Below are 24,280 nucleotides of genomic sequence, written 5' to 3'. Positions count from 1 at the left end.
CTCCAGCCGCTTCAGTTCCCCCAGCGGCAAGTGATCCGCCACCTCCATCGCAACCTCCGTGTTCGGGACGATCGCGATATCATGATGGGCAACCTGGGCGGGCGCAAGAGAAAGCGCGCTACTTCAGATTGGAATGCGTATGAGGCCCCGGGGGGGGTCGAACGGCTAGGCGCTGACCCGTCTGAGTGGCCGCATGGCAAGAGCAGCAACCCATAGAGCGAGGAAGCAGGCGGACGGCTCGGGTACGCTCGAACTGATCGGCGTAAGCGAAAGCTGACGGCCGTAGTTCAGACTCCAGATGTTGTAATCCGCCTGATCAACTGTAAGGTCTTCGTTCGCGTCCGCTGCGAGGCCCGGACCGACGCTTCCCTGCTGATCACGCCATAGCGTGTAGTCAGCCGCGTCAACCAAGCCGTCGAGGTTGAAATCGCCGACGGTCGCACTTGAGACGATCGCCAGCGAGACGCCGCTAGATCCATAGCGGACTTCCCCTGTCGAACCTGCCTGAAGTCCGGCCAACTTTGACGTCCGGCATTGTCGAGGTTGGAGCAACGAGCAGCCTTCTGCTGTCAGCCGGATCGATGCAGATAGGCGAGCGTTTGATTCTCGATGGCCTTCTCGGAAGCGAGCCTGGAGCGCTGGGCACCGCGACCCACTCCGGCCTGGGCCGACCGTGGCTTCGGCGATCGTCGGGCGTCGGCTGCCCGGGGGCATCGGAATGATCAGCGCGCAACGGGACCCCAACCGACGGCGCCGGCGAGGGTGGGAAGCAACGTGGCCACTATGAGGGGAGGAAGATCACCGGCCGCACGCGACACGTGGCCGTCGATACGCTCGGGCTATCGGCTAACTCTACGTCTGCAGCAGACGAGCGTTCCCGCCCCGAAGCCAGCCAGCACAGCAGAGAGCGTCGGCTCAGGCGCCAGGCTATCGACCTCACGTGACACTAGGAAGGACAAGTCATCAACGTATACTGACTGGTCCGGTGATCCTCCGAAACTTTGAATGGCATACACGGCTCGCGCACTATCTGCCCCCCCAGGCACAACAAAATCTAAGCTGAATGTCTCGTACGCAAAGCCCGGTTCGGCAGTGAAATTGACGGTTCTCGCAACCTCAGCATCAGCCACGGAGTCACGCCATTCTATTCTGATCTCAGTTACTGGAACTCCGAGATCACTTGCGTGCCATCCGCTGTAGGTCACTAGGTCGCCGGGGGCGAGTCCGATCACCTCTTGAAAAACACCCGCAAATTCGTTCTCGCTAAAGAGGTTCAGCTCGAGATGCTGCTGTCCACTTCGTGGACGCGTTGTGCTGCTCGCCACACCTGAGCTTGAGCTAAAGGCCGTCCAGCGGCCGAAAAATGGCGGCGATCCCATCGTATTGATCGGATCTTCAAACCCGGGGTTCGCAAGCAGCTGAATGCTAGCCGTTACCGGTGTAGGCCCTTGGGCGAAAGCAAGCAGGGCCAACAAAAACAGGATTGGGTGCAATTTCATAATGATTCAATCGGTAGTCGGGGAAAAATCCAAGAGGTTGGCGGCGGTGGCGGTGTCGAGTGGTTGGGCAAGCCAGCCCCCAGTCTGCTAGGAGGAGTGTCGGCTTGCGGCATCCCCGGGGTGCGCGTTTGGTCGACCGATGCGAACGGTTGTTCGGGAGGACATTACACTTTCTGTAAGATTGGAGCCATCAATGTTGGACGGTTCGACAGCCGGCTGTGGCCCTTCGGCTCAGAACGAGCCATGCACGCTCGCGGGCCAATCGATTGATTCTTCTTCCTCATCCTCTGCATCGTAACCGTCGCCGCTGCCACGCCGCGGTGGAGGATCCGCCGAGCCACCGCCCTCGTTGCCTCCCGAGCCGGATGAACCATCTCCCGAACCGGACGAACCGGAGCCTGAGCCAGAGGAGCCACTGCCCGAGCCGGACGAACCGCTGCCCGATCCCGACGAGCCGCCACTCGACCCGCCTTGCCCAGCTTGGCCGCACTCTCCGAAGGGATCGACGAATCTCAAGACATCGTTCGCCACGTACCGGAAGAGGTTCGTGTCCCCCCCGCCGAATCCGAGCGGGTCCTCACTCGCAAATCGCCCCGTCACGGCGTCGTAGTACCTGGCCCGGTAGTACATCAGCGCGATCTCTTCGTCGGACTCGCGGCCGGTGTACTGGTAGCGAGTGCCGATCGCCTCGTTCGACTCCTCGATCACGGCGCCGAACGAATCGTACTTGAGGTGGTTGACGACGACGCCGCTGCTGTTGACGAGATCCCGGGTGGTCCCCAGGTGATCGGTGAGCAGCCACTCGACTTGCCCGGCACCGTCGTCCTGGGCGAACACCTGGTCGATCGCCGGGCCGTGCAGGTAGCGCTTGGCGAGCAGTGGCTCGGCCGGCCCGGCGCCGTCGGAGTCCACGAAGTCGAGGATCACGTCCTCTCGGTCGTAGACGAAGTGCACGACGGCCGCGTCGACCGCGTCTTCGGGCGTGGCGTCGACCGCCTTGGCGATGCGGCGATTCAGCGTGTCGTAGGTGAAGGTAACCCGCTGCGTGGGAGTCCCGTCGGCCGAGTGGTCGCTCACCGCGACCAGCCGGTTGCGGTGGTCCCACTGCAGCTCGCGGTAGTCGCCCGTGGCGATCTCGGTGCGGCGGATCGTGTTGCCCTCGTTGTCGTACTCGTAGTCGTACACGCCGTCGGAAACGAGCCGGTTCGCGGGGCCCGTCTCATAAGCAGCGCCGTGTCGGTGAGAGGCGACCCGATTGCCGTTGGCGTCGTAGCTGTAGCTCTCGTCGCCCCGGGCGTCGGAGGCGGCGCGATCGGCGCCGATCAGTTGGTCGCGGGCGTCGTGGGTGTACGCGGTCAGGCCGTCGATGTCGTTGATCGACGTGATGCGGCTGTCGGCGTCGTACGCGAACTCGTAGAACGCGACGTCCCCGACGCCGCTGCTGTGACGCAGATCCACGAGGCGGTTTAGCGAGTCGTAGGCGTACTGCGTGCCGACGACCGGCTGGGCCCCCGCCAGATCGGAGTAGCGCTCGATCGACGCGTACTGGCCAAGCTGGTTGTAGGCCAGGTCGACCCGCTTGTCGCTCGCGTCGGCGCCCGTTTGGGTGACGCGGGTGGTGCGATCGAGCGCGTCGTATTGGTAGGTGGTGACGGCGCCCGCTTGGCCGTCGATCGCGTCGCTGATCGACAGCACGTTGCCCACGTCGTCGTAGCGGTACTCCAGAGCGACCCGTGGAGCGGCCGGCGTGCCGGCGTTGTCTTCGCTGAGGGGCCGATCGAGGTGGTCGTAGGCGTACGCCAACTGGCTGTACGAATCGCCGATCGACAGCAGGTTCCCCACGGCGTCGTACGCGTAATCGATCTGGTTGACCGCAAGCCCCGCCGCGTCGAGCCAGGTCTCCCCGACAAGCCGGTCCAAGTCGTCGTACACGAAGGAGGTCACCCGGCCGTTGCGGTCGGTCAGCTTGCTCAGGTTGTCGGCCAGGTCGTACTCGTAGCCGATGGTCTGGCCCAGCGGGTCGGTCTCGCCGGTGACCCGGTCCCGCGCGTCGTAGGCGAACTCGGTGCGGTTGCCGACCGGGTCGGTCAACGCGACGAGATTGTCGTCCGCGTCGTACTCAAGCGTGGTGCTCCCCCCGTCGGGATCGATCGTCTCGACGAGCCGATTGCGGAGGTCGTACACGTTCCGCGTGACAGCCTGCAGGGGGTCGGTGACAACGGTCAAATTGCCCACCTTGTCGTAGCGGAGGAACGTCGTGTTGTTCTGGGCGTCGGTCGCCCTCGTGACGCGGTCGCGCAGGTCGTAGCCGAACGCCGTGACGCTGCCCTCGGCGTCGGTGACGCTGAGAAGGTTGCCGGACGCGTCGTAGTCGTACTCGGTGACCGGCGATGTGAGCGGGCCTTCGCCGTCCGGGTCGGGCTCGGTGAGCCGTGTGAGCCGGCCCATCGCGTCGTACTGGAACTCGGTGCGATTGAGGTTGGCGTCGACCGTCGCCGTGATGTCCCCACTAAAATTCGCGTACTCGATCCGCTGCACCGCCTCGTCGACCGTGTCGACCGCGAAGGTGGCCATCACGAGCCGGCCGTAGGGGTCGTAGTCGAAGTCGGTGACCCGGCCCAGCGGGTCGGTCACGGTGTCGACCTGGCCGGACGCCGTGTAGGTGAACGAGGTGACGAGGTCGTCGGTCTCGCCCGACTCGGCGTCTGGCAGCCCCACGACCTCGGTCATCGACAGCCGGTTGCCATTGGCGGGGTCGACCTCGTACAGCGTCGTGTGACCGAGCGGGTCGGTCATGCTGGTCAGCTGGCTGAACGTGTCGTCGTAGGTGTAGCGGGTGATCGGCGCGGCGAGCGGCTCGCTGGTCGCGTGGATCGCCGCGGGCAGTTGCGGGCCATCGTCGGATTCGGCCGCCGTGGCGTCGGTCTCGTCGGTGTGGCTGGCGGGGGTGATCGTGTAACCGGGGTCTTTGGCAGGGCTGTGCTCCGCCAGGGCCGTCGCGGTGCTTGCCGAGACAACGGCGGTCGTTCCCGTGGCCGAGGCCGGCTCGGCCGTGGCTTCGTAGGAGTCGGCGCGGTAGGCGTCGAACGGGTTGCTCTGCGAGCCGGTCGCTACGCTGCCGGCCGCCGCGGCGGCGCCCGCTACGAGCGACAGCTCGGTCGCGCCGTACGTCGGCGTGAGCACGAGGCTCGGGTCCAGGTTGGTCGCGCTGACGGTGGCGAACTCGCCAGCACGGCTGGAGTAGTTGAGCGGGGAAACCGAGTCGCTTTCCGCGAAGCTATCGACGATGAAAAGGCTCAGTTCGCCGTCGAGACTGGCCGTGTCCGTCACGGCCAGTCGGCCAGTTTGTGAACCGCCGGCGCCCGCGACCTCGAACAGGGTTTGGCCGGAAGCGGTTTGGGTGAATCCAGCCGACGCGGTCAGTGTTTGCAAGCGGGCGATCTCGACGGTCCCTTCGTTGGAGAAGTCTTGGTTGATCGTCGTGGTAGCGTCGACGACACGCACGGTCCCCTGGTTGATGAAGGGGGCATCGATCACGCGAGTCAGCCCGAAGCCGGTGGTGCTCGTGCCGGCGGCGAATTCGATGACGCCTTGCGGGCCGTTGACGAGCGTCCCCTCGCCCACCCTGAGGGTCACCGCGCGGCTCGTCGAGGTGAGGTTGACCAAACGAATCAGCCCCTGGTTCTCGAACTGCGTGGGGTCGCTGACCGTCAGAAAACCCGAGCTCCCCCCTGCCGCGCTCACCACCAACGTCCCGCCCGGGCCGTTGGTGAAGCCGCCGTCGAGCGTCGCTGTGCCCAGCACGTGGATTTCACCGACGTTGACGCCGGAGCCGATCGTCGCGTCGGTGATTTGCGGAATATCCGTTCCTGTGCCGGGCAGGTAGGTCGCGTTGTCCGTCACCAGAAACGCGCCGGTGATCTCCCCATCGTTGCGGATGCTGTCGTTGCTGCCCGCTACGCTCACATCGCCGGCGATCGTTCCGCGGTTGACCGTCGCCCCGCTTAGGCGGAGCGCGGGCCCCAGGTTCTCGACAACGCCTTCGTTGGTGAAGCCTTGGTTGATCGACGTGATGGCGTCGACGACACGCAGGGTCCCCTGGTTGATGAAGGGGGCATCGATCACGCGAGTCAGCCCGAAGCCGGTGGTGCTCGTGCCCGCGGCGAACTCGATGACGCCCTGCGGGCCGTTGACGAGCGTTCCCTCCAGCGCCCGAAGCGTCACCGAGCGGCTCGTCGAGGTTAGGTTGACCAGGCGGATCAGCCCCTGGTTCTCGAACCGCGTCGGGTCGCTGATGAACAGCACGCCCGAGTCCCCCCCGGCAGCGCTCACCACCAACGTCCCGCCCGGGCCGTTGGTGAAGTCGCCGTCGAGCGTCGTGACGCCAAGGATTTCGATCCTTCCTCGGTTAGAGATCGTCCCGACGAGGAACGATCCGGTGACTCGTAGCGTGGCGTTCTCCCCAATCAAGAGGGTCTTCACCTCCATATTGCCGGAGAGTGTGACGGTGACCTCTTGGTCGATGACGACGTTGTCTTCCGGGTTGGGAACGGCGCCGGTCGACCAATTCGCTGGATTTTCCCAGCTCCCAGAGCTCGGCCCGTCCCAGCGGTTCACTTGGACGACACTGTCCCAGGTCTCAGTCAGGTTGCCGCGGTCGTCGTAGCGGGAGTTGGTCACGTTGCCGCGTGCGTCGGTGACCGAGCTGATGAGGTTGTCGCTGTTGCGCTGGACCACCGACCGGCCGCCGATGCTGTCTCGCTCGGCGATGATCTGCTGGGCCTTGGTCAACGTCGCGGTGATGACGTTGCCGTTGGCGTCGGTGTAGCTCGCGGTCGCCGCGTCGCGCGACACGGCGTCGGGGGCCGTGCTGGGCCGCTTCGTCACCTCCGGCGGATGCAGCGACTGCACCTGCGCCGGCTCGAACAGACGCTCCGATCCGTCGGGCAAGATCACCCGTTCGACCCGCCCGTGGTAACCGTACACCACCTCGTCGCGGGCGCCGCGTTGGTTGGTCTCCGAAGTGAGGTGGCGCCGCGAGTCGTACTCGAAGGTCCGCTCGGAGAGGTCCGGGTCGATGATCCGCGTCAGGTTCCCGTCGGCGTCGTGCTGGAACCGGGTGACGCGGCCGGCGGGGTCGGTGACCGACTCGAGCTTGCCGCCGGCGTAGGACAACACCGTTTCCAGGCCGACCGGGTCGACGACCTTCGTCAGCCGGTCCTCGGCGTCGTACTGGTAGGCCGTGGCGTTGCCGTTGCGGTCCACCATCGACGCGATGAAGCGGTTGGCGCCGAAGGAGGTGACGGTCTGCTCGGTGGAGGTCCGGCGGAACGTGCCGTCCTCGAGCTTCTCGAGCACCGAGAAGTCACCCGCGGGCGAGGCGTAGGGGCCGCCTGGCTCCGTGGGTGCGTCGAACAGCAGTTGGCGGCTGCCGTCGACGAGCAACACCGAGCCGTCCGCGTTCTCGATGATCTGCTCGAGCCCGTTTAGCCCCCATCCGGCGCCGAACGGGCTGTCGATCGAGTTGATCGAGATGACCTGGCCCTCGTACGGCCGCGTTGTGCCGCTGAAGCGGTGCTCTCCAAGGTACACGCCCAGGCCGTAATCCAGGCGGTAGTCGTAGAGCCCCGACGCCCGGTTGCTCAGGTCGGCCTGGATCGCCGCGTCGGCGTTTTGAGAATTGGTCTGCCAGAAGTGGTGGTTGCGAGGGGTGAGGTCCTCGCCTGGGAAGATCGCGTCGGAGACATAGCCCGGCACCTTCTGTCTGAAGTTGTCGCCGAACATCTCGAGGGAGGCGAACATCCAGGGCAGGTCGGGGTTGTCGAAACCGAAATGGACGATCGGGCGCGGGTCGGCGCGGAGCGACTTGTAGGTGAGCGTCAGCCCACGCGTGACGCCCAGCGACTCGTAGGTGACAAGGTCGTGGTTCTCGACGTACTCGCCCGAGTGCAGCCGCACCTCGGAGGCCACCGGCTCGCCATCGCTCTTACAGGGGCAGCCATCGTCCGGGTCGTCGTCGCTGTCGCCGGGGGGCTCGGGCTCGGGGGCCGGCGGCGGCGCGGCGAAGGACCAGCTCGTCGTGCGAACGCCGCCGCTGATCGTGTTGACCAGCGTTCCGTCGCCGCTCACCCGCCCCTGGCCAACGATCTCGAACTCTCCCGTCTCCGGGTCGATGGACCACAAGTCCATCGTCATCCCCGCGGGGAACCCGCCCGTGTTGGGCAGCGACAGGGGAGCGGGCTGCGTGAACACCATCTCGGCCGGCTGGATCGTGACCACGGTCGCGGTCGAGATATTCCTGGGCAACGACGCGGGCGTCAGCGACGGCGGGACCGACGTGATGCTTAGCACCTCGTTAAACGGCTGCCCCTGTTGGTCGATCAGCGTGCCGGCCGCCACCTCGACAGAAGCCATCTGCCCGGGGGCGATTTCTTGCATCACCATCGTGTCGGCGGACGGGTCGACCTGGGTCCCCCCCGCCAGGTCGATGGCCGGCAAGTAGATCGGCCGCGCGATCGTGTTGTTGACGCCCTCGTAGACGCTGTGCCCGAGCATCAAGCCGATCTTCTCGGCGACGAACGGGTACGCCTTGCCCTCGATCTGGGTGTCGTCGCCCTGGATCCGCAGGGTGTCCGACACGCCGGTCGGGGTCAGGCTCAGGTCGTGGGACATGAGCTGCCCCCACGCCACGAACATCGCGGTCGACCCGCTGGCGCTGGGCGTCGTCGCCGTGTGGTCGAAGACGTTGTTCGACACGGTTCTCGCACTCGGTCGGCCTGCGCCTGCCGGCGCCGACACGCCGTCGGCGTAGTTCAGGCTGGCGTCGACCCGCAGGTTCTGCCCCGTGGCGCCGAGCGTGGGGCTGTCTGGGTTGTTGCCGCTGCCGTCGATCGAGCGGCTCTCGCCCGGGATCGTGCTGGCCGCTGCGCCGGCGGGCACGGGGCCGGCCGGCTGGAACAACGTTGTGAAGACGTCGCCGGGCAGATGTGTGATGTCCGTGTTGCGTAGGATCAACGCCGATAGCGTGGTCCCCCGGATCTCGGCCAGCTCGCCCTCGGTGAACTGCTCGTTCTCGTACCAGAAGCGGTCGCCGTCGCGGCTGCGCTGGAACTGGTCGGCGATCACCCGCGCAAAGAGCTCCCCGACCATCGCCCCCGGCGCGTGGTCCTCGGCCATGCCGCCGGCGAAAACGTCGACGTCGTCGACCGAACCGTAAGTCGTCGCCAGCGCTTGCTGGACCGTGGCGTCGGAGGTGATCTCGGCGAAGCTCCCCACCGGCGTGAGGCCAAAGTCGACACGCGCCTGGTTGTAGCTCGGCAAGCCCAGGTCACGGCCCCGCTGGATCGACATCGCGGCCAGATCGACACCGCCGCTGCCGGGGGGGCCGAACAGGGCGTTGCGCAGCTCGTCGATGATCTGCGCGTCCACCTCCTCGGCGACCTGCGAGGCGATCCCGCGAAGGATCGCCTCGATCCCGTTACTCACGATCGGGTCGGTGTTGAAGAACCCCTCCTGGGCCGAGATCGCCGGGAGCGGCGAGCCGTCGTCGGCCAGACGGGCCGTGTCGGGCAGCGCCTGGCTGTGCCCGAAGCGAAAGGCCGCCGTGGTGAACAAGGCGCCGGTGGTCGGGTCCGCAGCCGGGTCGTAACCGGCGTAAGGGGTCAACGCGCCGGCGCCCAACAGCAGCGGCAGGTACTCGCTGTAGGTGATGTGCTGCAACTGGGCGATGACCATTCGCCGCGCACGCTGATAGATCGCTTCGCCGCTGAGGCCGGGTTCCGCCGCGCCGATGGCCTCTGCCAGCCGGTTGTGCTCTCGCAAGAGAATCGTGTGGAGCGACGAGAGCGCCGGGTTCTCGCTCGCGCGGACGTCGCCGGCGACGAACAGGGAGGTCGGATCCGGGGATCCGGCCGAGTCGTTCTCGAGCGGGCCGTCGGGGAAGTACTCGCTGCTGTTCAGCGGCAGCAGATCCCCGGGGCTGGTCTTCAGTTTCCCCGTGCCGTCGCTCGCTCTCAACGCGTCGGCTCGCTCCTCGTCGGAGCCGTAAACGACGCTGCCGTCCAGGAAACTCGAGACGAGGTTGGGGTGCCTCCTCGGGTTGGCGACGCCCGTCCCGGTCGTCGTGTCGTACTGCGCGCGGCGGAACTCGATTGTTTCGTCGCCCGTGCCGAACGGATCGAAGTAGGCATCCCCTTGCGGCACGTGGATGTCGAAGCGTGTAGTTGGGAGCAGGTGCGGGGGCAACTCGAGAACAAAGGCGCCGTCGGCGCCGGTGAACGCCGTGACGCGGCTGATCGAGATCGGCACGCCAGCGATCGGCGTCCCGTCGACGTCGAGCACGCGGCCGGAGATCCTGGTCGACGTCGACGCGTCGGGCGCCACGCTAAACAGGAATGTACGGGTTGTCTCATCGACGCCGTCCGAGGCGGTCACCGAGATCTGGTAGCTGCCCACCTGCGAGGGGGTCGGCGAGAGAACGAGCTGGCCGCCGGCCAATGCGACATTCGGACCGCCCTGGATAGGCGCGAGCGAGTAGACCACCTCGTCGCCGTCGGGATCCACCGCGGCCAGGTCCAATGTGACGACGTCGCCGGGGACGGCGGTCTGGTCGGCGATCGACGGAAAGACCGGCGCCCGGTTGGGGCCCAGCGACAGGACGTCTACGTCTAGCTGGAACAGCTGCAACGAGGGGTTGTCGATGACCAGCCCGACACGGGCCGTCGTCTGGCCCCGGTCGAGGCCGCCGCTGCCGATCGCGGGCGCGAAGTTCAGGTAGGGGGCGCCAGTCGAGTCGACGCCCGAGGAGTTCGCGACGGTTACCCCAGCGGGCAGATTGTTGACGCGGAGCACGAGCCCCTTCGACAGCGGGGGCCCGTTGTTGCGAAGCCCGACGTCCGTTTGGAAGAGCCCCGTCTCGCTTTGGTAGCGCGTGTTGGATAGGGACGCGCGGACGATCCCCGCGTCGAGGACCCCGTAGCCGTCCAGATCCACCGCGTCGCCCGGCGCGACGCGGCCGGGCGCCGAGGCCATGCCAAGGTTGTTCCCGGCGGACGCGTCAACGACGCTCGCGAGATTGCGGACGTCGATCGTCGTCTCATTCGCTGCGACTCCGTTGACCAGCTGAAAGACGAGCAATCCCGTCTCGCGATCTTCGATGGAGGATAAATCGACGCTGACGGTGCTGCCATCGAAGGTGACCTTCCCGGTGGGATAGTCCGCCCCGCCCGCCTGCAACGAGAAGATCGACTCGCCGCTCTGCCCCCGATCCAGGAGCGTCGATGATCGGTCTGCCGGATCCAACAGGTAGACTTGGAACCAAACGCTTTGGAGTTCCCCGCCGTCGCCCCGCGGAAACTGGCTGCTGACGTCGAACGTCAGCAGACGGTCGCCCCCGGACGCGTCCAGGTCCACGAGGCGTTCCACCTCGGCGACAAAGGCGCCCGCCTCGACCTCCCGGATCTTCAATTCGTCCGCCGCCGCCCCAAACTGCTCGCTCCAGAGCGTGTAGTCCTCCGGGCCGACTGCGCCGTCCCCGCTGGCGTCTCCACCGGAGTACGGCGCAACGTCGGCAGCGCCGAGGGCGTCTCGCCAAACGGTGTAATCGGCCGCGTTTACAGCGCCATCGCGGTTGAAGTCGGCGGTCGCGTAGACACTCACGAAACCGTCGCTCGCCAGGAGGCGCCGGTCTTCGAGTTTTTCCGAACGGAGCCGCTTGGCGGCCCTCGCCCTCCGCCTCTTGCTTTTGCGCTGAAGCGGGGAATGCCGGTTGCGGCGAGAGGCCATGGAATCATCCCTCAATGGCTGTCGAGCCGATGATGAGCAGGCGTGGCGAATCCGCGGATGAGCGGGGATAAGATCGGGGCGGGCAGGCGTAGGCGCCCGTGCTACGGACTCATAAATCCGTGGCTCACAGCACAGAAAATTAAAACCCCGGATAAATAGTGAATACCGCTTCGGCGTGCCCCGACCCATCGACCTCGAACCAGTAGTTTGGATTGCCGTCGGGCAGACCACCCACCTGTAGCGATTCGATGTTCCCGCCGGACAACGTGAATCGGAATGGATAGGGCGAGCCGCTAAATGGCTCGGTTTCGTCAAGGTAGTGGTCGTAGACGGCTTCCCCCGAGACGATTTTCGCTAGATTGACGCGCTTCGTGGTTCCGGTGACGAGATTCTCAATGGCCAGCACGCCGCGCGGGTCTCCTTCAAACGCCACATGAATCTGCCCGAAGTAGGTAGCTGCGTAGGAGTAGTCATCAGTCAGGCTTGGCCCGTCATTAAGGAAGATCCATCCGCGTTCGTCGACATAGCCGTACTCCTCCGCCTGGCACGTACGCGTTGCGCCGGGCAGGACGGCGAATGTTGAAACAACCGCGATAAGAAACAGGCCAGAACGAATCACGACAGACTCCTCGGATTGCAGATGGGAAAGAAGATTGGAAGCGTGGCCCACGCGCGCGACGAGCAGGGGAAGCCGATTGGAGCACCGAGTCACACAAGCTAAGTTACGCGTGCCCGGACCGTGATGAGCGTGCTGTAGGTAAACGTTCGTGGATCGCGCAAGTGGGCCTCGAACGCCGAAGCGAGGGCGGAAGCCCGTTCGGAGGCCCAGCCGCGTGCCTCGAGGGCTTCGGCCACGCCTTGGAGCTTGACCCGCCAGAGTTCGGCGTCACGCGACGCGATCCGGCCGGCGATCAAGTGGTAGGGCCGCACATCGATGGCCACGTCCTCAAGCCCGGCGTCAACGAACCACCGCCACAGCTTGCGGCCGACATACGGGTCGAAGCCGCGGCCGAACGCAGCGACCGCCTCGTCGATCTCTTCTTTTAGGCGCGGCTCGACCGGGTCGTGCCACACGCAGTTGCCGTCGAGGTCGCTCACGCAGACCGTTCCGCCCGGCCGCGTCACCCGGATCATCTCCTCCAGGGCCGACGGCGGGTAAGGAAGGTACTCAAACAGGAAGCGAGACCAGGCGAGGTCGACCGAGTCAGTCTCTACCGGGAGGTCCTTCGCCTCACCGACGCGGTACGCGATCGGATGGTCCAGCTGGCTGTCCTGCCCGGCTTGGCGGATACGCGGCTCCGACGCGTCCACCCCAATCACGCGTCCGCTCTTGCCGACGCACTCCGCCATGATTCGGCACGTCTCCCCGGCGGCGCAGCCCAGGTCCAGGACGGTCTGGCCGGCGCTCAACCCGGCCCAGCGGAGCTGTTCGCGGGTGAGGGCGTGGTCGGTCTTTTGGTTGACTCGCGCCCCCTCGCGGGGGTTGTCCATCAGGTAGGTCGTCATGCGGGGGCCCCCACGGCGGCGAGGGTCCCGCGCCGGGGCGCCGCGGGGCGGCGTTCACGCCGTTGCCGCAACCGCAACGCCTTCTGGTAGAAAGAATCGACATGGCGATACCAATCCCAGAAGCCGCCGCGTAGCCAGACGCACCGCTTGTACGTCCGCACCGGGCGTCCGCCACAGGTGGTCTGGATGACCCGGGCGGTCGCGACGTCGCAGGCCACAAGCATCTGCGGCAGCGGGCAATCGGCGTAGTCCGCTTGAGCGCGGCGGAGCAAGCCCCTCGCCACGGCCGACCTCTCTTCCTCGCCGAGGCCCGCGTCGAGCCAGAGGTCGCACCGGTTCTCAAGAAACGAGAAGTTGATCCCGACCGGCCCGCGGTAAGCGCACGCGATGCCGACCGGCGCTCCGTGTCCCTCGAGATGGGCGAGGTACACGCTACGCCGACGGTGCAGGCCGACGCGGTGGTACATCGCGTCCAGGTCCGCCAGCTCGATGTCGCCGCTGTCGAGTTCTTCGGCATCGGCGATCACGGGGTGAGCGAAGCCCGCAAGCGCCGCACGGGCTTCGCGGCCACCGGCGTCATCGAGGCGATCGACGCGGGCTGCCGGGCGCCGAGCGTCGCTCGGAGGGTCCGTGACGGCGAGCAGCTCGCGTGTCTCGACAGCGGCCTGCGAATCGCCAAGCGCTGCCGGAGCGGTGCCGAAGATTCGGTTGGCGTACTTGTTGGAACCGCGGAACCAATTCTCGATGGAGCGGAACCCCGCGCGATTCAGCGACTCCTGCGCCGCCAACATCACCGAACGCGACGCCAAGGGATCGCCAACCGAGACCAAGTGCTGCGCCTGCACACGGCCGAGGGTCGATCGCCAGACCGAGACGCTGCCCCAGCAGTTGGACCCCTGGTCGCCAAACGCCAAGCAATGGTGCAGGTAGTCGCTGGTCGGCGCGGCCAAGGAGCGGTCCCAGCTGTCGGCGACTCGGTTCCACACGGGCGCAAGTTGCTCGCGCTTCGCCGGATAGAGAAAGCCGCACGAGTCGTACAGCTCGAAAAGCGAGCCGGCGGCCATCTGGTTGACGCCGACGCCGTAGCGGTCGTAGCCGCCCAGCCCCGTGGCCGCCGTCGCGTTGGTCGTCGCGTTCAAGTCGGAGCCCCGTGCGTGAGAGTGAGGTTGCCGCCCAAGTGGTTCGCCTACTGCGATGGCCTCGCTCGCCGCGGAAAGGGCTAGGCACGCCCCGGCTCGGCCAGCAGGGCGGAAACGGCGACGCTCGCCCACCTCTGGGTGACTAGCGGGGGCGTGTCTCGGCCCTACCTCTCGCACCTTCGAAGGCTCCGAGCGATCTAACACGAAAAACGCGGTTAATCGGTGGTTCGATTCGTGAGGCGCCCTAAACAACGCTCCAGCAACGTGTTGCGTCGCGAGGTCGAGATTGGCAAGAATCGGAGATCTGCGAGCCGGGAAAAACGCCGTTATCTTCAGCGAGGTCTTCGAAGGTCAGATCCAGGGGATGCTCCGCCGGTGACCACTATGTCGACGCCATCCGACAACACCGACTCACTCCTTCGCCTTGCTCAAGACGGGCATCCCGACGCACGGCGGCGGCTGCTGGAGGTCTACCGTGGGCGATTGGCTCAGATGGTGGCGGCCAGGATGGACCCGCGCGTGACGGCCCGGCTGGATCCGTCCGACGTGGTGCAAGAAACTCTCGCGACCGCGAGTCAGAAGATGGACGATTACTTGACCGACCAGCCACTGCCCTTCTACCCGTGGCTGCGGCAGATCGCGTGGGAAAAGCTGGTCCACGAGCACGACCGGCACCTGCGGGCCGCCAAACGCAGCGTCGCGCGGGAGCAGCCGCGTGGGCCCGATATCTCCGACGCTTCGGTGGCCGGCTTGGCCCGGTGCGTCGCTTGTGGGCAAAGCTCGCCGAGTAGCACACTGATCCGCGGCGAAACGAAACGGCGGGTACGCGAGGGGCTCAACGCGATGGCGGACGCGGACCGCGAAATCCTGCTGATGCGTTACCTCGAACAGATGCCCTCCAAAGAGATCGCCGCCGTCTTGGGGATCAGCGAAGCCGCGGTCAACATGCGACACATGCGCGCCTTGGAGCGGCTACGGAAAGTTCTTGAGAGCCGATGAGCATGCGAAGCGACGATCAACACGCGAACGCAACGGCTGCCAGGCCAGCGAGCGAGCAGCAATCGCTCGCCGACCTGCTAGAGCAGCTCACCGAAGCGATCGACGCCGGCGACCCGATAGACACCGAAGAGCTGTTCGCGAAATACCCCGAGCACGCCGGGCGTCTCCGCGACCTAATCCCCACCATGCGGGCGATGGCCACCTGGGGAGAGGCGCCGGGCGAGCCCGACGCGGGCAAGGCCCATACGCCGAGTGAGCCTCCGCTTGCCGGCGTCCTCGGCGACTTTCGTATCGTGGGGGAAATCGGCCGCGGCGGGATGGGCGCCGTGTACGAGGCCGAGCAGATCTCGATGGGGCGACGCGTAGCGCTCAAGGTGCTGCCCTTCGCGGCGCTGGCGCAATCGAACGCTTTGCAGCGCTTCCGCAACGAGGTCCGGGCCGTGGCCGCGCTCGACCACCCAAACATCGTGTCGGTGTACTCGGTGGGAGAAGAGCGTGGGATCCACTACTACGCGATGCGATTGATACGCGGACAGAGCTTGGCGGAGGCAATCCGAGAGATGCGAGGCGCCGGGCAAGTCGAGGCAAAGGCGCCCCGTTCAGACTCGGCCGCCGTGAACGGCGGATTGGATCGTGCCCACCAGTCGACGCTCGCTACGCAGGCTCGATTAAGCACCGTCGCGGAGCCGCCTTTTTCGCGAGCACGCTTCCGCCAGGCCGCCCGGCTGGCCCTCCAGGCCGCCCGGGCCCTGCAGCACGCGCACGACCAGGGCGTCGTCCACCGCGACATCAAACCGGGCAACCTGCTGCTCGACGCCGAGCAGCGCCTTTACGTGACCGACTTCGGCTTGGCCCGGATCGAGGCCGACGCCGGCGTCACAATGACGGGCGACCTGGTGGGCACGCTCCGCTACATGGCGCCGGAGCAGGCGCTCGGAAAACGCGTTGTCATCGACCACCGAGCCGACATCTACGGGCTTGGCGCCACGCTGTACGAGCTCTTAACGCTTCGGCCCGCGTTTGGGTCTTCCGATCGGGCCGAGTTGTTGCGACAGATCGCTCTCGAGGAGCCCCTTCGACCACGCAAGCTGGATAGTCGTATCCCGGCCGAGCTTGAGACGATTGTCTCGACCGCCATGGCCAAGAGCCCGGAAGCAAGATACCAGTCGGCGCAAGAACTGGCGGATGACCTGGAGGCGTACCTCGCCCAGCTGCCGATCAGAGCCAAACCTCCGACGCTGTTGCAGCGTGCGGGGAAGTGGTCGCGACGGCACGTCGCCCTAGCTTGGACCGTCGCGGTGGCGACGCTCTTAATCGCGGCCGCGACGTCAACCGCCGCCGTAGTCTATCTCCGTCAGACAGAGAAAGCCCAAGCGGCGGAAGAGCGGGCAGAAACCGCGATGCAGACTGCCAAAGGCCGCCTAAGCATCGCGCTTGACGCGATGGACCAACTCTCCAAACTCGCGGACAACCCGTGGATCGCCACCATAGGAGGCTTCCAAGTTCAGCAGGAGATGATGCTGCGCGAGACAATCGCAATGAACCAAAAACTGGCCACACTTAGCGCAGCCGAGGCCGAAGACAACTTAACAACTGCATCGAAGATTCTCCAGATTGCCCGGCTGCGATCGCGGGTCGGCGATTACCAGCAGGCGAGCGAGAGCTTCGCGGAGGCGCTCGGCCTGCTAGATGACGGGAAGAGTGCTTCCGACAGTCCTGCTGACTTTGCAACGCTGAGAGTCGCGGCTTTGCTACAGTTCTCCGATTTCTTGCGATACACATCGTCAGAGCTTCCAGAGCGCAGCCAAGCCGCCTGGCAGGCCCTGAGAGCGGCCGAGCAATTGCAGGGGAAGACCGCACATGCCCCCCTGTATGTGGCTGCAGCGAACTTCGCAGTAGCTCGCTTGCTCATGGACCGCGGCAACACGAGTGAGGCTCTCAGGCACCTTCGAAACGCGAAGGCTCTGCTTCGCGAGGGGCACGACAACACATACCGCTTCGAGAAAGCTGAGGGCCAAGCCACGCAACTTCTACGGCTTTTCTACCGGACAAGTGACCCCGCGACGAAGCCGTCAGGAGTTGATGAGGCGACAGACCTGATGATCGACTTGCTTGCGGCGTATCCGTCTCAAGCCAGAGACGCCTATGCTCAAATCGGCTTACAAGCCAATGCGGCCCTAGAGCAGTTCTACGCTGCCCAATCCGAAAAAGAGGTCCAGCGATCCGTGGGCCTCTGCCTCGAACTCCTGCCCCGCGCAGAAGCCCTCGTCGAAGAAAGCCCGACAAACCCGGATTATCTTGCGCAGCTCTACTCACTCTATTCGTTTTGTGGTCTGGGGGTGCAGGCGGCGAAGCAACAGCACCAAGCTGCCGACTTGCTGTTGGCGAAAGCGATTGCTGGCCTCGAATCTTGTCTAGAGGGAAATAGGAGTGCTAACCTCTTCCGGGATCAACTATTGAAATCCTACCACCGTCGCGCGATTGTAATCCTCGGCTCGCCGGCCCCAGCGCAGGACGAACGGGCTGCAAGTTTGTGCGCTCGGCGTGCGTGGGACCTCGACAACCAGTCGTGGCGCGCATGCTCCACAATGGCTGCGACCGCTGTCGCGGAAGAGAACTGGGATGAAGCTTGGCGGTACGCCACTCGGAGCATCGCCATTCGAGGAAACGACCGAGACCGCGTGACTTGCTACATCCTGGCGATTGCGGCCGCAGCGCAGGGCGAAACTGAGAGAGCTAGTCAATGGCACACGCGGGCAACCGCGAGATCTTCCAGAGCGTCCGACTCTCCGTACCTTCGGCGCCTGATGCAGAAGGCGGCGTCGCTGCTCGGGGAAGCGAGTCCGGCGTCGTTTGCAGAGGCTAGCACGCTTCGTGATCTTGCGGGTGACAGGTTTTTTGATGGAGACATTCTCAGCGCCTACGCGCTCTTTGACCGGGCGATCGATGCCGTTCATCCGGCCGACTGGGAAACGATGAACCAACTCGCTTGGAGGCTCGCAGACGTGGGAGAGTATCGTGAGAGAGCCTTCGAGCTCGCACTGGAAGCGTGCGAGCAGAGCGATTACATGTTTCCTACCACGCTCGACACACTGGCGAAGTGCCATGCCGAGCTTGGAGACTATGAGCGGGCAGTACAATGGGAGGAGAAAGCGATTGCGCTGGCGCCCGATTCCCGCCAACGCCTGAAGTTCGCTGTCCGACTTGAAGCATACCGGCGCGGAGATGACTGGGGGTCGAACTTCGATCTCGAAGAAGGCGCTGTTAGCCATTCAGCCGACTGAGAGGCGCGGCTCGCAACCTGGAACGTCGCGATTAATCGGTTGCCCAGGCGGCAGCACCGTATCTTACCAAGCGAACGACGGTGTTCGCCTAGAGTGGGGGATAGTTGCATGCGTAGGTGCTTCAGGCTGATCTTTGTCGCTTGTTGTCTGGCAGGCTGCAATCGCAGCGAGCACGTGCCGGAGAGCGCAGGTGGAGAAAGCTACGCCTCGCGGAACTCGCCCGCCGCGGTTCGCCCGAGCGGCGAGCCGACGCCGCCTAAGCGTGAAGAAGCAACGACCGACTACGCCGAGTTGTTCGCGGTCATCGTGGCCGGCGCCAAGCTCCCGAGCCCTGAAGGATTGGAGGACGCCGCGTTGGAGGCTGCTGCGGAAGCGCTCGAGGGGTTCGACGAGGCCGAGAGTCTCGGTTACATCCGGTTCCTCAGGGGGAGGCTCTCGGACCCTTCCCCTTGGGTGCGAGCGACCGCGGCCCGTGAGATCGCCTGGCACCGCGACAAGCTGAACCTCTCGGCCGAGAACCGTGACCTGATCGAGGTGTTCGCCGAGCTGCTTCGGCACGAGAACCGCTGGGTGCGGAAGCTGGCCTTGATCGATGTCGATTCGGTGATCGGCGACATGCCGTTCGGTGACGATGCCCAGCCTCTGGTGGCGGCGTTGGCTGCGTGCTTGGAAGATTCCGAGACGCAGTACCTACCGATCCTTTATCTGGGACGGCTGGGTCCCGACGCCTCCGAGGCGCTCCCTGCGATACGCGAAGCGTCCGAGAGAACCGACCACGCCGTGATTAGCGAAGCAGCGGAGGAAGCGATACAACGAATTGAAGGGCGGACGGAGTAGCTCTGTATACGTCCCTACTCCGACCTGCACCCAACCTCAAGCCGTGCCGAATCGGCTTCCGTTATCAAAGGCGTCGGAATTCGTCGGCACAATTGGCGTCGCCTCCCGCCGTCTGGTGTGGCCGCTCGCCCCCTCGTGCATCGAACGCGGTTCTGAATCACGTACCCAGATCCGCGGGAACCTACGGGCGAAGAAACCGCTCGATCGCGATAGCCCCGAGGGGATCGTTCAGGCCGACGGTTGATCGTTGCTCAGACATCACGCGGCCCGCGCCAGGCACGGCGCCTCGTGGGCGCGAGTTCCTTTGGCTCCTGCGCGCACACCGGCCGCCCAAGAGACGCCCGGCATCGCCTCGTTGCTGGCTGAGGCGCAGTCGCGTGTGCCGTGGGCGCCGCCGGTGGCCGGTACGCCACGAGCAGCTTTCGACTCGCTCGAGTTGGCTGACGATGGACCCACCCCCATGTGCTGGCTAGGTGCTCTCGATATGTTCGAACGGCGTGAACCACGTCAGTTGCTAGCCGGTATCGAGCAGCATCAACGGTCGCGCGCTCGATGTCCGCGACCACTGCCCACGAGAGCGACGCTGCGACCGACGCCTTCGGCAGTCGTAGCCAATCATCCTTTGAAAAAACTCGGCGACCCGAAGTCGTTACTGACTGCGGCCCGCGGCGAGACCCCGAGCCAATCGGACAGCAGCGTCGCGTAGACCCGGCGAAAGTCGACGCGCATCGGTAAGTCGCCGCCTCGGAGGATTGATCACGAGTTCGCCTCCAACCGCCTCATGGCAAGCGCCTCGAGAAGCTCATCCTCTAGCCAAGCGGGCCCCACGCAGCTCAGCTCCCGGCGGCGCTCATTGAGTTATCGTCTGCAGCGCGAAGGCGTTTCTCTCCTCCGGGGACATTGCCTCGAGCAATGGCCGAACCGCTTCGCGGCGCCGTCGCTGCTCCTCTTCGCGTTCGTACTTCCGCCGGAGCTGCTCGGATGCGTCCGGCTTCTGCCGATCTCGGTCGCGGCGGCGGCGCTGCTCGAGGTCCGGATCGAAGGGCGGCCAATGGTCGGTCGGGCTCTGACCGGGCCGAAGTCGGCGGAGCCGGTGGAAGAGCACGCCCTCGGGGCGTCGCCACAAGCCGCGGCGCCGGAGCCACCATTCGATGTGTGGCTCGAAGTCCGCCGGCGTGCAGCCGGCCTCGGCTGCGGCTGCGGCGGCTTCCGCGGCAGCGCGGACCCCGAGCCCCTCGAGCTTCCGAATCGTCTCCCCCCAGTCCTCACGCACCGCGGAGGGGGTAGGGGGAGGGGGTTCTTCTTCTTCGTTCTTAGTCGGGGGGACACAATTGGGGTCCGTATCGGGGTCACGATCAGGGACACGATTGGGAACAGAGGGCGGAGCGGGATCGTCGCAAACGCCGCCGAGCCCGTGACTTGCAGCGGCTCGAATCGGGGACTCGATTGGGGTCACGTCTGGGGACGTATCCCGGGACACGATCGGGGACACGTCGCAAGAATTGGGGACACGATCGGGGACACGATTGGGGTCGCCGGCGTGTGACTCCGCGACGCAGAGCACGGTGGTCACCGTGTTTCGGCCGACCGGTGTTCGGGTCACGATACGGGACACTTCTAGGGACTTCAGGAATCGTTTCACCCGCTTTTCGTCCCACCCCCACCGCGTTGCCAGCGTCGCCACGGAGTGGCACAGCTGGCCGGGTTGAAGGTCGATTCGCTGGCGGCCAAGGGTCACGGTTTCGGTCCTGAACTGGGCGAGACCGATCAGGTCGATTTGAGCCTGCGCCCGCGTGAACTTCTCAGCGCGCCACGACTCCGAATCGAGGAGCGACCTCGGGACCTTGATAAATCCAGACATCATGCCGGCCTCCTACCGACCGAGGCTCGGTCAGTGAGGGATGCCCTCGCGGGCGACCCGATCGAGCTCGTCGACCGAGATCCGCACGCAGCGCTTGGCGAGCCGGGTCGGCGTGATGTGCCCGGCCGCGACCCACTCGAAGATGCTCCTCTCGCTGACCGCCAGATACTCAGCGGCTTGGCGGTAGGTGAGCAACTTGCGGCGGACGGCCTGCTGGTCGACCAACACGGCCGAAGCCGGGAGGGCGCCCCGGAAGCGAGAAAGCATTGCGAGAGTCTCCTGCACGGGTTGGCGGGCCGCGACGCTCACGCGATCGCAGCTACGTGCAGGAAGCTAGGCGGCGCCACGCCGCAGTACCACCGAGTCTCCGCTCGGTTGGCGCGAGTCTGCGCGACTTAGCGCGGCTTAGGGTGAGTTTGGTCACTTCGCAGGTGGCTAGCGGAACGACTCCCGACGCCCCGGATCGATCGTCCTGAGATCGAACAGCCATGATTGCCTAGACGTGGCCTCGCCGTAGAGTCTGCCTTCGTTCATCAACTTTGTGATGTACTCGGACGGCCTCGAGCGGTCATAGCCGAGGAGCTTTGCAGCCTCTCGCTTCGACATTGGGCGAGACCACTCACGGTCACCCATCCCACGCGAGCGTTGTCGTGGAACGCTCAGCCCAGATTCACCTGTGATCCGCAGCAGTTCCTTTTCCAGCTGAAGGTAGTAATCCCAATCGCCGAGCCTCAGAGGCTTGGGGCGTTCAACCACGCCCCACTCGGTCATGTTCCGCGAATCGACGTCGATTACGTCACGCATTCCGATGGCAATCCGCGGATGGCGGACCGGGTCAAGCAGGGGCGCCTCCGGGTCTCGACGTGGTCTCTCGCTGGCTAATCGCCGTTCGGCGGCAGAAAACCCTCCATACTGCCTGCGGCTCACGCCGCTTGGATCGGTCGTCTTCTCGACCCAGCTGATAACAAGTCGGATTTCACGCAGGACGGCCTCAATGAAAGAGCTCTCCATTTGCTCTTCGCCGTCGCCATCCTTGTAGACTGCGGGGTACGGATTCGCCTTGCGTGCTTCGGCGATCGCTTGTGGCTTTAGGAAGCGAACCAAGCGATCTTCGAACGCCACCAACTCGTGATACGCAAGAACGATCTCACGAACGTGGCGGCGACTCGGTCGCGTCGCCTTTGGCGAGCGACAGTACTGCGCTGCGTCCGCTGCGAGCACCCCGGCGTCTTCCGCCGCCTGAATGGCCGCTTCGTAAACAGCCTTGAAGTCGCCATCTTGAAAGAAGGGACGGCCGTAGATGCGGTTCCAGCGATTCTTCCGCATGGTCCGTTCCTCCAGGTAAGACGAGCCCGGCGCCCGCCGGCGCCACCTGGAGGGAGGGCGACCGGCGGGCGACCGACGGCGGGAGCTACCCGCCTGGCCCGTGGTTCGTCGTGCGAGTCTACCGAGGCTTCCTCGGCGCCGCATCCGATTCGCGCAGCGCCTGGCGCAGCGCTTCCGCGAGAACCCGCCCCAATGCCGCTGAAAGAGCGGGTCCTTCGAGTCCCTCCCGGGCTACCTTGTAACGCCTTGCCCCGCGGGGGTTTGCGTCGAACCGCTCGACCCCTTCTCAGCCGCTTCGGCGTGGGGAATGAGGCCGGGTGTCACTCACGCCCGCCAAGCGCGCCACCGCCCACCGATCGCAAAGGCGACACGTGCGGGCGCCAATCCGCTGCCTGTGGCGGTGTTAGCGTCCGGGGGCGCCAGAACGCAGAGGGCGAGGTCGATAGGCACCCCGAGGACTCAAGCTCCCGTGTCGGCCGACGGATCACCCGCGAGCCTCCGGGCGAGATCACGCGCTCGTGCGTGCGCGGCGGCGACCGAGCTCCTGTGCCGCTGGTCGCCGAACTCTTGGAACTCGATCCTGACGCGGTGGGTCTCGCTCACCCCGGCTAGCCGCAGCGCGTGCTCGATGTGCGTGTCGAGGTGATTGCGATCGGCGTTCGCCTCTCCGGGCGCGAAGTGCCCTTCGCCGCTCGCGGTGAGCAGCACGAGCGACTTGCCCGACTGGACGGGCTCGATCGGTTGCTCGCCCCGCGCGAGGTCGAAGGTGAAGGTGCGATCGATCCGGATGACTTGGTCGATCCACGACTTCAGGTGCGAAGGCATACCGTAGTTGTACATCGGAGTCGCGATCACGATGACGTCGGCGCTCAAGACCTCGTCCACAAGCTCGTCGGAGACACGGAGCACTTCGTGCTGCGCGGCGCTCCGCGATTGTGGCGGCGTGAACGCGGCGCCGATCCATTCCTCCGTCAGGTGGGGAGGAGGGTTTCGCCCGACGTCACGGGTCAAGAACTCATCCGCCGGGCGGAGCGATCGCCACGCCGAGATGAAGACCTCCGACAGCTTGCGGCTCAGAGATCGGTCCGAGCGAGGCGACGCCTGAATCGAGAGAATGGTCACGGGGCTTCCTCCGAGATGGTGTGCCCGGCGGGCGCGTAAGGGGCCGCCGGCGTTTTGGGGGTCCGTCGCGCCGCCCTGTGCTCTGAGCCGCGCTCAGAGGCGGCGATCCCGCCATCGTGTCGGCTGACGCCCGTTGCTTGGGCTGTCGTCGTTTGGGGCGGCGGTCTAGGCAGCGAAGGGTCTCGCCAACAGAAGCGGCGGGCGACTTTCGCCAGCCGCGCTCTGCCCGAGTCAGACAGCCCGAAGTCGCTCCACGGCTTCTCCGGTCGTGATCGTCTCGCTGGCGAGCATGTGGAAGTTCGTCACCGCCGCGGCCATCCCGTCGAACCCCGGCAGGATTGCGGCCGCCGTCGCGTCCCAAGCCACGCCGACCTCGAAGCCCTGCTCGAGTAGCTCGCGCAGGTGCGACTCGACGCAGAGGTTCGCCGACATGCCGGCGAGGAGGACCTTGCTCACGCCGCGCTTGCGGAGCTGCAGCGCCAGGTCGTTTGATTCGGGGCCGAAGACCTTGTGCGGACTGGTGACGACGGTCTCGCCGTCGTTGATGAAGGGCTCGTACCGCTCGAGCCAGTCCGCCCCCGATCCGCTGAAGCCCTCGAGGTCGAGCGGGCCGGGGCGGTCGAACATGTTGATGTCGTGCATCAACTTCTCGAGCGCGCCCTCAAAACGCCATTTGTGGTCGTGGGGGAAGTAGTAGTGCGGCGACACGAACACCGGAAGGGACGCCTCCTTGGCGACGCGGAACAGCGATTCGATGTTCTCAACGGTCTTGTTCGCGGTGACGCTCGCTCCGACGACTCCCCAAGTGGCTCCTTCGAGGCTCAGGAAGTCGTTCTGTGGGTCGGTGACGACGAGGGCGGTGGTGCTGCGATCAAATTCGATACCGGGTACAGGCAATGACATTGTGGCGCCCCTTCTGCATTA

General features: G+C 65.5%; 13 protein-coding genes. 3 read left to right on the top strand and 10 right to left on the bottom strand.

What is annotated here, in order from left to right; genetic code table 11:
- Window positions 1–165 precede the first annotated feature (165 nt).
- The 5 genes from RIC11_RS13310 to RIC11_RS13290 all read right to left on the bottom strand — a co-directional run bounded on the left by RIC11_RS13310 (window position 166) and on the right by RIC11_RS13290 (window position 13,927).
- Window positions 166–519, bottom strand: a complete 354-nt coding sequence (locus RIC11_RS13310) for a hypothetical protein (RefSeq protein WP_350212030.1) — start codon at window positions 517–519, stop codon at window positions 166–168.
- A gap of 1,211 nt (window positions 520–1,730) precedes the next feature.
- A complete protein-coding gene (locus RIC11_RS13305; protein WP_350212028.1) occupies window positions 1,731–11,156 on the bottom strand; it encodes a peroxidase family protein in 9,426 nt (3,141 codons plus the stop codon).
- Between the two features lie 265 nt (window positions 11,157–11,421).
- Window positions 11,422–11,901, bottom strand: coding sequence for a hypothetical protein (locus RIC11_RS13300; protein WP_350212026.1), 480 nt, complete (start codon window positions 11,899–11,901; stop codon window positions 11,422–11,424).
- Window positions 11,902–11,999: 98 nt separating this feature from the next.
- Window positions 12,000–12,788 (bottom strand): methyltransferase domain-containing protein, encoded by a 789-nt coding sequence (locus RIC11_RS13295; protein ID WP_350212024.1) that lies wholly within the window; start codon window positions 12,786–12,788, stop codon window positions 12,000–12,002.
- Window positions 12,785–13,927: a hypothetical protein gene (locus RIC11_RS13290; protein ID WP_350212022.1), complete on the bottom strand. Its 1,143-nt coding sequence runs from the start codon at window positions 13,925–13,927 to the stop codon at window positions 12,785–12,787. The genes RIC11_RS13295 and RIC11_RS13290 overlap by 4 nt, the downstream gene beginning before the upstream one ends.
- Before the next feature lie 384 nt (window positions 13,928–14,311).
- On the opposite strand from RIC11_RS13290, the gene RIC11_RS13285 reads away from it, so the two are divergent.
- The 3 genes from RIC11_RS13285 to RIC11_RS13275 all read left to right on the top strand — a co-directional run bounded on the left by RIC11_RS13285 (window position 14,312) and on the right by RIC11_RS13275 (window position 19,047).
- Window positions 14,312–14,926 (top strand): sigma-70 family RNA polymerase sigma factor, encoded by a 615-nt coding sequence (locus tag RIC11_RS13285; protein WP_350212017.1) that lies wholly within the window; start codon window positions 14,312–14,314, stop codon window positions 14,924–14,926.
- Between the two features lie 2 nt (window positions 14,927–14,928).
- Complete coding sequence (locus tag RIC11_RS13280; protein ID WP_350212012.1) at window positions 14,929–18,210, top strand: protein kinase domain-containing protein; 3,282 nt, start codon at window positions 14,929–14,931, stop codon at window positions 18,208–18,210.
- Window positions 18,211–18,318: 108 nt separating this feature from the next.
- Complete coding sequence (locus tag RIC11_RS13275) at window positions 18,319–19,047, top strand: HEAT repeat domain-containing protein (protein ID WP_350212011.1); 729 nt, start codon at window positions 18,319–18,321, stop codon at window positions 19,045–19,047.
- Window positions 19,048–19,897: 850 nt separating this feature from the next.
- On the opposite strand, the gene RIC11_RS13270 is transcribed toward RIC11_RS13275, so the two are convergent.
- From RIC11_RS13270 to RIC11_RS13250, 5 genes are all read right to left on the bottom strand, one after another.
- Entirely contained in the window at window positions 19,898–20,320 is a 423-nt protein-coding gene (locus tag RIC11_RS13270) for a hypothetical protein (protein ID WP_350212009.1), read from the bottom strand.
- Between the two features lie 618 nt (window positions 20,321–20,938).
- Window positions 20,939–21,175, bottom strand: a complete 237-nt coding sequence (locus tag RIC11_RS13265) for a helix-turn-helix domain-containing protein (RefSeq protein WP_350212007.1) — start codon at window positions 21,173–21,175, stop codon at window positions 20,939–20,941.
- A gap of 168 nt (window positions 21,176–21,343) precedes the next feature.
- Complete coding sequence (locus tag RIC11_RS13260) at window positions 21,344–22,234, bottom strand: hypothetical protein (protein ID WP_350212005.1); 891 nt, start codon at window positions 22,232–22,234, stop codon at window positions 21,344–21,346.
- A 459-nt stretch (window positions 22,235–22,693) separates the two neighbouring features.
- On the bottom strand, window positions 22,694–23,356 hold the full coding sequence (locus RIC11_RS13255) for an FMN-dependent NADH-azoreductase (protein WP_350212003.1): 663 nt from the start codon (window positions 23,354–23,356) through the stop codon (window positions 22,694–22,696).
- Between the two features lie 231 nt (window positions 23,357–23,587).
- Window positions 23,588–24,259 (bottom strand): cysteine hydrolase family protein, encoded by a 672-nt coding sequence (locus tag RIC11_RS13250; protein ID WP_350212001.1) that lies wholly within the window; start codon window positions 24,257–24,259, stop codon window positions 23,588–23,590.
- Between the last annotated feature and the right edge of the window lie 21 nt (window positions 24,260–24,280).

It is taken from the genome of Botrimarina sp., from assembly GCF_040219535.1.
Classification (GTDB): Bacteria; Planctomycetota; Planctomycetia; order Pirellulales; family Lacipirellulaceae; genus Botrimarina.
Note: the sequence above shows the minus strand (reverse complement) of the source record. Positions and strands in the feature narration are given on the sequence as shown.

What these genes read in the sequence shown, in the direction of transcription:
- RIC11_RS13295 (WP_350212024.1), bottom strand. Translation starts at nt 12,788, where the DNA reads ATGACGACCTACCTGATGGACAACCCCCGCGAGGGGGCGCGAGTCAAC.
- RIC11_RS13285 (WP_350212017.1), top strand. Translation starts at nt 14,312, where the DNA reads ATGTCGACGCCATCCGACAACACCGACTCACTCCTTCGCCTTGCTCAA.
- RIC11_RS13280 (WP_350212012.1), top strand. Translation starts at nt 14,929, where the DNA reads ATGCGAAGCGACGATCAACACGCGAACGCAACGGCTGCCAGGCCAGCG.
- RIC11_RS13275 (WP_350212011.1), top strand. Translation starts at nt 18,319, where the DNA reads ATGCGTAGGTGCTTCAGGCTGATCTTTGTCGCTTGTTGTCTGGCAGGC.
- RIC11_RS13265 (WP_350212007.1), bottom strand. Translation starts at nt 21,175, where the DNA reads ATGCTTTCTCGCTTCCGGGGCGCCCTCCCGGCTTCGGCCGTGTTGGTC.
- RIC11_RS13260 (WP_350212005.1), bottom strand. Translation starts at nt 22,234, where the DNA reads ATGCGGAAGAATCGCTGGAACCGCATCTACGGCCGTCCCTTCTTTCAA.
- RIC11_RS13250 (WP_350212001.1), bottom strand. Translation starts at nt 24,259, where the DNA reads ATGTCATTGCCTGTACCCGGTATCGAATTTGATCGCAGCACCACCGCC.